A 13,099-nucleotide genomic window follows, 5' to 3' on the forward strand; every position below is an offset into this window, starting at 1 on the left:
CCGTTCAGCTGGATTAGCGTGCAACACGGGGTTCCGAGCCCCCAGAAAGTGGCTTTTCTGACTCACTGGCCAGCTTTTTGCTTTAACCAAGGCAGTTGTCCTTTCTGAGCCACTGCCCATGCCTTTTTTCCCCTCTGTTCCACGCTTGCAGCTCAGCAGCATCAGCAAGCGCTACCCCGGCTGCCTGGCCAACGACCGTATAGACCTGAGCATCGCGCCTGGCGAGATCCATGCGCTGTTGGGCGAAAACGGTGCCGGCAAAAGCACCCTGATGAAGATCATCTATGGCGTCACCCAACCCGACAGCGGTGACATCCGCTGGCAGGGCGAAGCGTTGACGATGCGTGACCCGGCCATGGCCCGTAGCCTGGGCGTGGGTATGGTGTTCCAGCACTTCTCATTGTTTGAAACCCTGACCGTCGCGGAGAACATCGCCCTGGCCATGGGCGCGATCGCCGGCACGCCGAAGCAGCTGGAGCCGAAAATCCGTGAGGTGTCGCAGCGCTATGGCATGGCCTTGGAGCCGAGCCGTTTGGTGCACAGCCTGTCCATCGGTGAGCGCCAGCGGGTAGAAATCGTCCGCTGCCTGATGCAGGACATCAAATTGCTGATCCTTGATGAACCCACTTCGGTGCTCACCCCGCAGGAGGCCGACGAGCTGTTCGTCACCCTGCGGCGCTTGGCCGACGAGGGCTGCAGCATTCTGTTTATCAGCCACAAGCTCGGTGAAGTGCGCGCCCTGTGCCAGAGCGCCACGGTGCTGCGCGCCGGTAAAGTATCCGGCCACTGCATACCCGCCGAGTGTTCTGATCTGGAGCTGGCACGGCTGATGGTCGGCGATGCCGAAGGCCTGGAAAGCAGTTACCCGAAGGCCGAGGGTGGCCTGCCGCGCTTACGCGTGGACGATCTCAGCTGGCGCAATGCCGACCCCTTCGGTTGCACCCTGAGCCACCTGCGCTTAGAGGTTAGAAGCGGCGAGATCGTCGGCATCGCCGGGGTGGCTGGCAATGGCCAGGACGAACTACTCGCCCTGCTCAGCGGCGAAACCCGGCTGCCGCGCAGTGAGCACGAACGCATCAGCCTGGACAGCATGCCAATCGCGCATCTGTACCCGGATGCACGGCGCAAGTTGGGCCTGGCCTTTGTCCCCGCCGAACGCTTGGGCCACGGCGCAGTGCCAGACATGAGCCTGGCCGATAACGCCCTGCTCACCGCCTTCCAACAAGGCCTGCTGAGCAAAGGGCTGATTCAACGCGGCAAGGTGCGCGCGCTGGCGGACGAAATCATCAAGCGTTTCGCGGTAAAAACCCCAGATGCCGATGCGCCTGCGCGCAGTCTGTCGGGCGGCAACCTGCAGAAATTTATCCTCGGTCGCGAAATTCTGCAGAACCCGAAGCTGCTGATTGCCGCGCACCCGACCTGGGGCGTGGACGTCGGCGCGGCCGCCGCCATTCACCGCGCACTGATCGCCTTGCGCGATGCCGGCGCGGCGATCCTGGTGATCTCTGAAGACCTCGATGAGCTGTTCCAGATCAGCGACCGCATCGGTGCGCTGTGCAGCGGCAAGCTCTCGCCACTGGCCGCGACCGCGCAGACCGAAGCGGTTGTTGTCGGCCGCTGGATGGCCGGTGAGTTCGCCCCGATTGCCCCTATCACGAGCCCCGCCGCAGCGCCTGCTGCCGGCCTGAGCTGACGGAGTTACCGATGTTGCTATCACTCGAACCACGCGGCCAGCAATCACGCGCCATGCTTTGGTTGTCGCCCCTGCTCGCCGCCGTACTGACGCTGCTCAGCGGTGCGCTGCTGTTCACCCTGCTCGGCCATGACCCACTGGAAACCCTGCACACCCTGTTGATCGCGCCGCTGGCCGACTGGTACGGCGTGTCTGAGCTGCTGGTTAAAGCGCTGCCGATTTTGCTCTGCGCCCTAGGTTTGGCGGTGGCGTATCAGGCGCGTATCTGGAACATCGGCGCAGAAGGTCAGTTGCTGCTCGGCGCACTGGCCGGCAGTGCCATGGCGATTCAGCTGATTGACTGGGACAGCCGCTGGGCACTGGCCTGGGTGTTACTCGCCGGCACTGCTGCCGGCGCAGCCTGGGGCGGGCTGACGGCGTGGTTGCGCACGCAGTTTAATGCCAACGAAATCCTCACCAGTATCATGCTCAACTACATCGCGCTGAACCTGCTGTTGTTCTTCGTGCACGGCCCGCTGAAGGACCCGGCGGGCTTCAACTTCCCCGAGTCGGCGATGTTCGGCGACGCCAGCCGCCTGCCCTTGGTCAGTGACGAGGGTCGCCTGCACGGCGGCCTGTACTTCGCCTTGCTGGCGTTGGTGGCTGTGTGGGTGTTGCTGCAAAAAAGCTTTCTCGGCTTTCAGATCAAAGTCCTCGGCCTCGACCGCCGCGCCGCTGGCTTTGTTGGCTTTCGCGAAAAAGGCCTGGCGTGGTTTGCCCTACTGGTCAGCGGCGGCCTGGCCGGCTTGGCCGGCGTTGGCGAAGTGGCTGGGCCGATTGGCCAACTGGTGCCACAGGTGTCGCCTGGCTACGGCTATGCGGCGATTACCGTGGCCTTTCTCGGCCGCCTCAACCCGCTCGGCATTCTGTTCGCCAGCCTGCTTATGGCCCTGCTGTATCTGGGCGGCGAAAACGCGCAGATGACCCTGAACCTGCCCCAGGCCATCACCCAACTGTTTCAGGGAATGATGCTGTTCTTCCTGCTCGCCTGCGACGTGCTGATCCTTTACCGGCCACGGCTGAAATTGAAGTGGGCGCAGCGCAAAACCAAAGCCACTACCGAGGCCTTGGCCTGACAAAGAACCGGTAGGCGCGAGCTTGCTCGCGCCTACAAAAGGCATACACATAGGAACTCCCATGGATCTCGACCTGTTAAGCAATATTTTCTACGCCATGGTGCGCACCGGCACGCCACTGTTGCTGGTGGCCCTGGGTGAACTGGTGTGCGAGAAGAGCGGCGTGCTCAACCTCGGCCAGGAAGGCATGATGCTGTTTGGCGCGGTGATCGGTTTTATCGTCGCCCTGTCCACCGGCAACCTGTGGCTTGGCGTGCTGTTGGCCATGAGTGCCGGCATGCTGCTGTCGATGCTGTTTGCCGCCGTGGCCCTGGGTTTTAATGCCAATCAGGTCGCCACCGGTCTGGCGTTGACCATCTTTGGCGTGGGCCTATCGACCTTTGTCGGCGCGGCCTGGGTGGGTAAACCACTGGCCGGTTTCGAGCCCATCGCCATTCCGCTGCTGAGTGAGATCCCGCTGATCGGGCGCATGCTGTTTGCTCAGGACGTACTGGTGTACCTGTCCTTCGCGCTCTTCGGTCTGGTGGCCTGGGTGCTGCTGAAAAGCCGCATTGGCTTGATCATCCAGGCCGTCGGCGAGAACCCCGATGCCGCCAGCGCCATGGGCCTGCCCGTGCTGCGCGTGCGCACCCTGGCCGTGCTGTTCGGCGGCGCGATGGCCGGGCTGGCGGGCGGCTATCTGTCGCTGGCTTACACGCCGATGTGGGCGGAAAACATGACCGCCGGGCGTGGCTGGATCGCCCTGGCCCTGGTGGTGTTCGCCAGCTGGCGGGTACTGCGCGTACTGCTCGGCGCCTACCTGTTCGGCCTGGCCAGCATTATCCATCTGGTGGCCCAAGGGATCGGCCTGTCATTCCCGTCTAACCTGCTGGCCATGCTGCCGTATGTCGCAACCATTCTGGTGCTGGTATTGCTCTCGCGTGACGCTATCAAAACCCGCCTGTTCGCCCCCGTTTCACTGGGCAAGCCTTGGCAACCCGGGCACTGACGACACGTTGCGCTTTCGCACCATCTAGCAGCACATCAAACGCCTTACGCACCAGCACAGCACCCTGACAGAACCCCGCTCCTGCGGGGTTCTGCGTTTTACGCGGGGTCACGCGCTAATTGTCCAGTTGGTCAGCTTTTTGCAATCCAACTGACAGCCGTTAACAGGCCATATCCAACACCTATCCGGAGTTCTATTGACCATGCAGAAGAAGAGCAAAAAACCCCTGCTGCGCGCCCTTGTTGCCGCTCTAGGCTTTAGTGCCACCTTAGGCGCGTCCGCCGCCGACCCGCTGAAAGTCGGTTTCGTGTATATCGGTCCGATTGGCGACCACGGCTGGACCTATCAACACGAACAGGGTCGCCAGGCGGTCATCAAAGAGCTGGGCGACAAAGTCGAAACCAGCTACGTGGAAAACGTACCAGAAGGTGCTGACGCCGAGCGGGTCATCCGCAACATGGCCAAGGGCGGCTATGACCTGATCTTCACCACCTCCTTCGGCTACATGAACCCAACGCTGAAAGTGGCCAAGCAATTCCCCAAGGTCACCTTCGAGCACGCCACCGGCTACAAGCAGGACAAGAACGTTGCCACCTACCTGTCGCGTTCCTATGAAGGTCGTTACGTCGGCGGCTTCCTCGCGGCGAAGATGACCAAGACTAAGAAAATCGGCTACGTCGCCTCCTTCCCGATCCCGGAAGTGATCCGCGACATCAATGCCATTCAGCTGGCGCTCGACAAGTACAACCCGGGCAGCGAGATCAAAGTGGTATGGGTCAACTCCTGGTTCGATCCAGGCAAGGAATCCGACGCGGCCAACGCGCTGATAGACCAGGGTGTGGACGTGGTGTTCCAGCACACCGACAGCCCGGCACCGATCCAGACCGCCGAGCGGCGCGGTGTGTACTCGGTGGGTTACGCCTCGGACATGGCGCATTTCGGGCCGAAAGCGGTGCTCACCTCGATCGTCAACGACTGGGGCCCGCACTACGTCAAATCCACCCAAGCGGTGATCGATGGCACCTGGAAAACTCAGGACTTCTGGGGCGGCCTGACTGAAGACACCATCCGTTTACCGATCAGCGACCTGGTACCGGCTGACGTCAAGGCTGAGGCCGAGCAGATCATCGGCGACATCAAGAGCGGTGCTTTTCACCCGTTCACCGGCCCGATCAAGGACCAGAGCGGCGTAGAAAAAATCCCAGCGGGGGTCGCGGCAAGCAACGCCGAGCTGGCGTCGATGAACTACTACGTGGAAAACGTAAAGGCTGAACTGCCGAAGTAAACGGAGAATCGCGGCTTCAGCCGCGATCGCGCTAAACAATGACCGATGCCGTCCCTGCGCTGATGCGCAGAACCGCATCAGCAGGACAATGCCTTAACCCGGCGGCGTCCTTTTTCGCTGCCCAGGAGCCTGTCGGACTTAACACTGAGCTACTGAGTAAAATCCGACAGGCTTCTCAGTACGAGAAGACTCGCAGCACCGCCCCACCCGGAGCCTTTATGCACCGCTTACCGCTTATCGACATCGCCCCGCTCTACAACAGCGACCCGTCTGCCTGGCCCGCCGTGGCTGAACAGATCGACCGCGCCTGTCGCGAGTGGGGCTTTTTTTACATCACCGGGCACCCGATCAGCCCAGTGCGCATTGCCGAATTGCTGACGGCCGCCAAGACCTTCTTCGCTTTGCCGGCGGCGGAAAAACTCAAGATCGACATTACCCAGACCGCCCATCATCGCGGCTACGGTGCGATTGCCACCGAACAGTTGGACCCCAGCCAGCCGAGCGACCTGAAGGAAACCTTCGACATGGGTTTCCACATGCCCGCCGAGCACCCGGAGGTATTGGCCGGTAAGCCGTTGCGCGGGTCTAACCGTCACCCGGACCTACCCGGCTGGGCGGCACTGATGGAGCAGCACTACAGCGATATGCAGGCGCTGGCCAACACCCTGTTGCGTGCCATGACTCTCGCTTTGGATATCGAACGCGACTTCTTCGACACACGCTTTCGTGAACCGATCAGCGTGCTGCGCATGATCCATTACCCGCCGCGCCACACCGCCAGCAGTGCCGAACAGCAAGGCGCAGGCGAGCACACCGACTACGGCTGCATCACCCTGCTCTATCAGGACGATGCTGGCGGCCTGCAGGTACGCGCCCGCGACGGCCAGTGGATCGACGCGCCGCCGATTGCCGGCAGCTTTGTGGTGAATATCGGCGACATGCTCGCACGCTGGAGCAACGACCGTTACACCTCGACCCCACACCGGGTGGTCAGCCCATTGGGGGTGGATCGCTATTCCATGCCGTTCTTCGCCGAGCCGCACCCGGACACCGTAATCAGCTGCCTGCCCAACTGCTCGGACGCCAGCAACCCGCCGAGATACCCGAGCGTGACCAGCGCCGAGTACCTGCTGTCGCGCTTTGCCGACACCTATGCCTATCGGCGCGAAGAGCAGGCCAGTTAAACCTAGGGTGGATGACGCTTTTTCATCCACCGCCTACGGCACCATAAAGACCGCTTGGTGGATATAAAAAGCGATGCCCAGCCTGCATAGAGTCCAACGTCTACATAGCCTGTTCGATTCGGCGCAATCCTGTCCTTACGGTTAAACTTTGCGCTAACCACGCCTGAAAACGAGATCTGACCATGTACGACTGGCTCAACGCCCTGCCCAAAGCCGAACTGCATCTGCACTTGGAAGGTTCCCTGGAACCCGAGTTGCTGTTTGCCTTGGCCGAGCGCAACAAGATTGCCCTGCCCTGGAGCGACGTCGAGGCGCTGCGCGGTGCGTATGCCTTCAACAACCTGCAGGAGTTTCTCGACCTCTACTACGCCGGTGCCAACGTGCTGCGCAGCGAGCAGGACTTCTATGACCTGACCTGGGCCTACCTGCTCAAGTGCAAGCAGCAAAACGTCATCCACACCGAGCCGTTCTTCGACCCGCAGACCCACACCGACCGGGGCATCCCTTTCGAAGTGGTGCTGCGCGGGATCAAGCAGGCGCTGGTCGATGGCGAGAAACAGCTGGGCATCAGCCACGGCTTGATCTTGAGCTTTCTGCGCCACCTGCCTGAGGAACAAGCGTTCAAAACCCTGGAGCAGGCTGTGCCGTTCCGCGATGCGTTTATCGCCGTGGGCCTCGACAGCTCCGAAATGGGCCATCCGCCGAGCAAGTTTCAGCGCGTATTCGACAAAGCCCGCAGCGAGGGTTATCTGACCGTGGCCCACGCCGGCGAAGAAGGCCCGCCGGAGTACATCTGGGAAGCCCTGGACCTGCTGAAAATCGAGCGCATCGACCACGGCGTGCGCGCCATTGAAGACGAGCGCCTGATGCAGCGCATCATCGACGAGCAGATCCCACTGACCGTGTGCCCGCTGTCCAATACCAAGCTCTGCGTGTTTGACGACATGCGCCAGCACAACATCCTGCAAATGCTCGAACGCGGGGTGAAGGTCACGGTGAACTCGGACGACCCGGCCTACTTCGGCGGTTACGTCACCGAGAACTTCGCCGCGCTGCACGAAAGTCTGGGCATGACTCAGGATCAGGCCAAGCGCCTGGCGCAGAACAGCCTGGACGCGCGACTGGTCTGAGAACCTATTTACGATCTGCTGCGCGTCGGCCATCCGGCGTTAAAAACAGCCTCGGAAGCCGTTCGCGGCTAACGCGCTTTAGCGCGACCCGAAGGACGAGTGAAACAAGTAATGCTCATTTACAACCAGTAAACTCCGCTTCCTCGGCTGTTTTTGCCTTGCTTGGCTCTAGCTCGCTAAATCGTAAACAGGTTCTGCAGTTGGTAGTAAGCCGGATACAGATCAACAGTTAAGACTGTCAGTGGTGCGCCGCTTCTTGCACCGGCGCATCTTTCTGTACCGCGACTTCCACTTCAATCGTACCGGCCTTCTCGAAGGTCAGGGTCAGCGGGAAACGCTCGCCGTCCTTGGCCTGCTGCTTCAGGTTGAACAGCATCACGTGATAGCCCATCGGCGCGAATTTCACCTCGCCACCGGCGGGAATGGCCACGCTCTGTACCTGCTGCATTTTCATCAGGCCATTGGCATGCAGGTGTTCGTGCATCTCGGCCCTGCCGGCCACAGGCGTCGCCACGCTGAGCAACCGGTCAGCCTCGCCACCCTTGTTATGCACCACAAAATAGGCCGCAGCTGTAGGCGCGACCGGCGGCATTTCCCGCGACCAAGGGTGCTCGATATGCAATTCACCGGCGCTGTACTCATGGGCGCTGGCAAACAGGCTCGGGGCCAATAAGGCAGCCAGCAGCAGGGTCTTTTTCAACAACATGGTGTTCCTCCATTAATGGACCGACAGTCCATGGTATTCACAGCAGAGTGGGTCAATCAGTGTGCGCAGGCCAGCCCCGCGCGTGCCAAGAAGCACATCGCGACTGTGGTAACGCTGGGCCTAAGCCCGCGGGTTATGCGTTAGCGCAACGGAGAGGCGCGGGGGTTGGCCGAAGGCCAGAGGTAACGGACGGGACGGGGAATAAAGGCGTAGACGGACAGCGGCGCACGGCTGGCCGCCAGCAGCCCGAGTAAACCGAAGAAGGCCGCCAGGATGATGGCGCTGAATAGGCTGGTAAGGCTGCAACCGCTTGCCGTAGCCGGGTTGGGCGCGACCACTCCGGTGCCGTCCAGATCCGCGCCGGCGCCGAAGTTACCCTCGAAGGAACAGTACTGACTGCTCAGGCCGCTGAGCTGCAAGCCGGCCATCTGCCCGTGACCGATACTGCAGGCGAACGCACTGAACAGCACGCTGAAATACAGCATCCAGGCCAGCAAGCGACGGTCAGTATGGGGCAATTTCATGGGGCGCGACTCTAGCATTGCTTCTGCGCGGTATTCGCGCGGCTCGACTGTGGTTGATTGCCGCAGCGTGCTGGCGGCAATCTTAATGCGGCCATGGCGCATGCGCCAACAACTCAGCGCATCGCGTTTGTACAAACTCGCGCAACAGCAACACCGGCTTGCTCAGCTGCGCCCGGTGCGCACAGATCAAGTTGAGCGGTGTCCGCTCGCCCAGCAGCTCAGGCAGTAACACCCTGAGCCGCCCGGCCTGCACATCGCCGGCCACATCCAGCCAGGATTTGTACACCACTCCAGCCCCACTCACCGCCCAGCGCCGCACCACATCGGCGTCGTCACTGACCCGATCACCCTTCACGCTGATGCTCTGCTCACGCCTGCCGTCGCTGAAACGCCAGCGATCATGTGCCCGCCCACCAAGCATATACAGCAGGCAATTGTGCTCGGCCAAGGCCGCTACAGTCTCAGGCGCGCCCCGGCGCTGCAGGTACTGCGGTGCGGCGCACACTACCCGGCGGTTGGATGCGGCCACCGGTAAGGCGACCAGGCTGGAGTCCTCGGGAGCACCGTAGCGCAGGGCAATGTCCACCGGCTCGCGAAACAGATCCGCCACCCGGTCGCCAAGCAGCAGGCGCAACTGCACCTGCGGATGAGCCTGCTGAAATTCATCCAGCCAGGGCAGCAGGGTGTTGCGGCCGAAATCCGAAGGTGCCGACAACTGCAAAGGGCCGCTGATCCCCACCTTGCTGCCGGCCAACTGTTGACGCCCCTCGTCTAGGCTCTGCAGGGCCAAACGCGCGTTGCCGAGAAACAACTCGCCTTCGGGCGTCAGCCGTAGGCTGCGGGTAGAGCGGTTGAACAGGCGCGCCTGCAGCTGTTGCTCCAAGCGCTTGAGTGCAGCACTGGCCACCGCCGGTGAAATATCCAGCCGACGAGCCGCCGCTGACAGGCTGCCAAGATCCGCCGTACAGACAAACAATTGCAGGTCATCAAAACGCAGCATGGCGATTAATTATCAAAATAATATTGAAAGAGACTCTAGTAGCAGGCTGTTTTTCTCGTCAATCAAATAAGCGAGCATGGCCACCTCTACAACCGGAGCCAACGCATGTCGAGCCCACTCACACTCATTGCCACCATTACCGCCCTGCCCGGCCACGCGGACGTGGTTGAGTCCAGCCTGCGCCAGCTGGTGCCGCCCAGCCAGGCTGAAGCCGGCTGCCTGCAATACAACCTGCACCGCCATCAGGACCAGCCCAACCGCTTCATCATGGTTGAGCAATGGCGCGATGCCGCCGCCCTCAGTGCACACCAGCAAACCGCGCACTTTAAGCACTTCGTCGACACCTGCGGCAGCTTGTTGGAACCGGTCGATCATCAACTCATGCAGCGTATTATTTAAGGAGCCTCTCAGATGAAAGCCGTCGCCTATTACCAGTCCCTGCCAATCGACCACAGCGATGCCCTGCAAGACGTGCAACTTGCGGCACCCACACCTGGCCCGCGCGACCTGCTGGTCGAGGTAAAGGCTATTTCGGTGAACCCGGTGGACAGCAAAATCCGCCGTAACGTTGCCCCCGAAGACGGCGCCGCCAAGGTACTCGGCTGGGACGCCAGCGGTATCGTCCAGGCCGTGGGCAGCGAAGTCAGTCTGTTCCAGCCGGGCGACCGCGTGTACTACGCCGGCGCGATCAACCGTGCCGGGGCCAACAGTGAACTGCATGTGGTGGATGAGCGCATTGTCGGGCACATGCCCAAGACGCTGGCGTTTGCCGAAGCAGCAGCCATGCCACTGACCGCAATCACCGCTTGGGAACTGCTGTTCGAGCGCCTGCAGATCAGCCAGGACAGCGCCGACCAAGGCCAGAGTCTGTTGGTTGTCGGTGCGGCCGGCGGCGTGGGTTCGATGCTGGTGCAACTGGCGCGTCAGCTCACCGGGCTGACCGTGATCGGCACCGCCTCACGCCCGGAAACCCAGGCCTGGGTGCGCGAACTGGGTGCCCACCATGTCATCGACCACCGTCAGCCACTGAGCGAAGAACTCAAGCGTATCGGTGTGAATCAGGTGACCCACGTCGCCAGCCTGACCCAGACCGACCAACACTTCGCCCAACTGGTGGAAGCCTTGGCCCCGCAAGGCCGCCTGGCGCTGATCGACGATCCCGAGCAGGCGCTGGACATCATGCAGCTCAAGCGCAAAAGCCTGTCGTTGCACTGGGAGCTGATGTTTACCCGCTCACTGTTTGAGACGGCGGACATGATCGAGCAGCACCGGCTGCTGGAGCGAGTTGCCGAACTGGTCGATGCCGGCCCCCTGAAAACCACCCTTGGCGAGCACTTTGGCCGCATCAATGCCGCCAACCTGCGCCGCGCCCACAGCCTGCTGGAGAGCGGCACTGCCAAGGGCAAGATCGTCCTCGAAGGCTTCTAGAAGCAAGCCCGGCTCGCGGTCAGCAAGCGCCGGGTAGCCGGCCATCGGCGCCTGCACATCCCTGAGGGTCGACTACGCTAAAACTGTCGCCCGACTGGTTTGGCGGGCAACAGCCTACTCAGTATTACGACTGGCCAACCATTGGCGGTAAGGGATGCGACCCGATCTGAAAGGCCCACTGCGCCTCGCCGGCCTGTACTTATTGTTCAGCTCATTGTGGATTGTCGGCAGCGATTATCTGCTGCTTACCCTTGTCAGCAGCAACGAGCTAATGGGCAACCTGCACATTGTTAAAGGCCTGCTGTTTGTAGTGCTCAGCACGGGGCTGATCTTATTTGTCAGTTACCGTGACCGTCAGGCACAACGCCAACTGCTCGAAGAGCTCACACTCAACAGCAGCCTGCTGCAACAGACGCAACGCAATGCATCACTCGGCAGCTGGGAGTACAGCGGCGGGTTTCTGTTGAGTGAGGAAGCGCTGAGCCTGTTCGGCCTGAAGCACGGCGAGCAACAGTGCAACCTTGAGCAACTTCTTGGCTGGCTGCACCCTGCCGAGCGTTCAAGTGTGCACCGCGCGCTGAATGCCCTTATCGAAGAGCACGCGCCATTGGCAATCAGTGCCCGCCTGCTAAAACCCCAGCATCAACCAGTCACCTGGTTGATGCTGCGCGGGGAGGTCGACGAGCACGGCAGAATCCTGGGTACCGTGCAGGATATAAGCCCGCAGAAACGCGACGAAAGCGCTCTGCGCGAGAGTGAACAGCGCTTTCGCCAACTGTTCGAGCAAACCCCACGGATTGCCGTGCAGGGCTATGACCGCGAACGCCGGGTGATCTACTGGAACCAGGCCAGCACCCTGCTCTATGGCTATGCCGTGCATGAGGTGATGGGGCGGCGCCTGGAAGAACTGATCGTACCGCCGCAGGCGCGCAGTCAGGTGGCAAACGCGATCAACCTGTGGCAACTCGGCGGCCCGCAGATCCCACCCGCGGAGGTGCAGCTACAACGCAAAGACGGCAGCCTGGTGTGGGTCTACTCCAGCCACTTAATCCTGCGCAACAGCCTCGATCAACTGGAGCTGTACTGCGTCGATATCGACCTCACCGAACATAAGAAGATCGACAGCGAGCTGCAGGCCAGCGAGAACCGCTACCGCTCTCTGGTCGAACACTTGGATGATGCGATTTTCATCACCAATGCAGTCGGTCAACTCAGCTTTCTCAACCCGGCCTGGGAGCAAATCAGCGGCTACCCCATTCACAAAAGCCTGGGCTGCCCGCTGCAACAGTTTATGCCCGAGTTAGGCCAGGCCCCACTCAAGCAAAGGCTGCAAGAGTTGCTCAGCGGCAAACTGGATAAGCTGCGCGTGGAGTGCCCACTGCTAACCCGCAACGGTCAGGTCCGCCAGGTTGAATTGCACTTCAACTTCAGCACGCTGGAGCAAGGCCTGCGCGGCAGCCTGCGTGATGTGCACGAGCGCCATCAATCCCAACAGTTGCAACAGGCGCGTAATGCGGTACTCGATGAATTGCTGGGGCTACACCCGCTGCGCAGCATTCTCCTCGGCATCACCCGCCGCCTGGAAAGCCTGCAACCGCAGATGCGCGTATCGATCATGCTGCTCAACGAGCACCAGCGCCTGCATGTGGGCGCAGCACCCAGCCTACCGGCAGCGTATTGCCAGGCCATCGACGGGATTGCCGCCGCGCTGGAAGTTGGCTCATGCGGGCATGCCGCCGCCAGTGGTGAACTGGTGATCGCCGAAGACCTCAGCCAACACCCTTATTGGCGCGACTACCAAGCCGTCGCCCTGGCAACAGGACTGCACGCTTGCTGGTCACTGCCATTCAAGGATGACAACGGCCAGGTGCTGGGCACTTTCGGCATCTACTACTCACAGCCAAGTCGCCCGAGCGCTGCCGATATCGCCCTGGTGACCGAGTTCACCCGCTTAGCGGGACTGGCGGTGCAGCTCAGCGCCGCCACTGTGAGCTAACCGGAGCAACGCCGCGTCAGCCATGACGAATGGCTAAAGCTCTGTGAGCG

The 13,099-nt window shown here is 61.4% G+C and carries 12 protein-coding genes; 9 read left to right on the forward strand and 3 right to left on the reverse strand.

Going from position 1 to position 13,099, the window contains the following annotated elements:
* The first annotated feature begins 118 nt into the window (after window positions 1–118).
* From Q0V31_RS02030 to Q0V31_RS02055, 6 genes are all read left to right on the forward strand, one after another.
* Window positions 119–1,693, forward strand: coding sequence for an ABC transporter ATP-binding protein (locus Q0V31_RS02030; protein WP_298183928.1), 1,575 nt, complete (start codon window positions 119–121; stop codon window positions 1,691–1,693).
* Window positions 1,694–1,704: 11 nt separating this feature from the next.
* Window positions 1,705–2,808: an ABC transporter permease gene (locus Q0V31_RS02035; protein ID WP_298183930.1), complete on the forward strand. Its 1,104-nt coding sequence runs from the start codon at window positions 1,705–1,707 to the stop codon at window positions 2,806–2,808.
* 61 nt (window positions 2,809–2,869) lie between these two features.
* Window positions 2,870–3,796 (forward strand): ABC transporter permease, encoded by a 927-nt coding sequence (locus tag Q0V31_RS02040; protein WP_298183932.1) that lies wholly within the window; start codon window positions 2,870–2,872, stop codon window positions 3,794–3,796.
* Window positions 3,797–3,998: 202 nt separating this feature from the next.
* On the forward strand, window positions 3,999–5,081 hold the full coding sequence (locus tag Q0V31_RS02045; protein WP_298183934.1) for a BMP family ABC transporter substrate-binding protein: 1,083 nt from the start codon (window positions 3,999–4,001) through the stop codon (window positions 5,079–5,081).
* 218 nt (window positions 5,082–5,299) lie between these two features.
* Window positions 5,300–6,265 (forward strand): 2-oxoglutarate and iron-dependent oxygenase domain-containing protein, encoded by a 966-nt coding sequence (locus tag Q0V31_RS02050; RefSeq protein ID WP_298183936.1) that lies wholly within the window; start codon window positions 5,300–5,302, stop codon window positions 6,263–6,265.
* A gap of 182 nt (window positions 6,266–6,447) precedes the next feature.
* Complete coding sequence (locus Q0V31_RS02055) at window positions 6,448–7,395, forward strand: adenosine deaminase (RefSeq protein WP_298183950.1); 948 nt, start codon at window positions 6,448–6,450, stop codon at window positions 7,393–7,395.
* Between the two features lie 238 nt (window positions 7,396–7,633).
* Here the strand turns inward: Q0V31_RS02055 and Q0V31_RS02060 are convergent, their stop codons facing one another.
* The 3 genes from Q0V31_RS02060 to Q0V31_RS02070 form a co-directional block, all read right to left on the reverse strand.
* Window positions 7,634–8,101, reverse strand: coding sequence for a copper chaperone PCu(A)C (locus Q0V31_RS02060; RefSeq protein ID WP_298183953.1), 468 nt, complete (start codon window positions 8,099–8,101; stop codon window positions 7,634–7,636).
* A 140-nt stretch (window positions 8,102–8,241) separates the two neighbouring features.
* Complete coding sequence (locus Q0V31_RS02065) at window positions 8,242–8,625, reverse strand: DUF2946 domain-containing protein (RefSeq protein WP_298183955.1); 384 nt, start codon at window positions 8,623–8,625, stop codon at window positions 8,242–8,244.
* 82 nt (window positions 8,626–8,707) lie between these two features.
* Entirely contained in the window at window positions 8,708–9,625 is a 918-nt protein-coding gene (locus Q0V31_RS02070; protein WP_298183957.1) for a LysR family transcriptional regulator, read from the reverse strand.
* Window positions 9,626–9,730: 105 nt separating this feature from the next.
* Here Q0V31_RS02070 and Q0V31_RS02075 point away from each other — a divergent pair, with 105 nt between their 5' ends.
* From Q0V31_RS02075 to Q0V31_RS02085, 3 genes are all read left to right on the forward strand, one after another.
* Window positions 9,731–10,024 (forward strand): putative quinol monooxygenase, encoded by a 294-nt coding sequence (locus tag Q0V31_RS02075; protein ID WP_298183959.1) that lies wholly within the window; start codon window positions 9,731–9,733, stop codon window positions 10,022–10,024.
* Between the two features lie 12 nt (window positions 10,025–10,036).
* On the forward strand, window positions 10,037–11,053 hold the full coding sequence (locus Q0V31_RS02080; protein WP_298183963.1) for a zinc-binding alcohol dehydrogenase family protein: 1,017 nt from the start codon (window positions 10,037–10,039) through the stop codon (window positions 11,051–11,053).
* Between the two features lie 154 nt (window positions 11,054–11,207).
* Window positions 11,208–13,049, forward strand: coding sequence for a PAS domain S-box protein (locus Q0V31_RS02085; RefSeq protein WP_298183965.1), 1,842 nt, complete (start codon window positions 11,208–11,210; stop codon window positions 13,047–13,049).
* Window positions 13,050–13,099 lie beyond the last annotated feature (50 nt).

Origin of the sequence: uncultured Pseudomonas sp. (assembly GCF_943846705.1) — a bacterium.
Taxonomy (GTDB): Bacteria; Pseudomonadota; Gammaproteobacteria; order Pseudomonadales; family Pseudomonadaceae; genus Aquipseudomonas.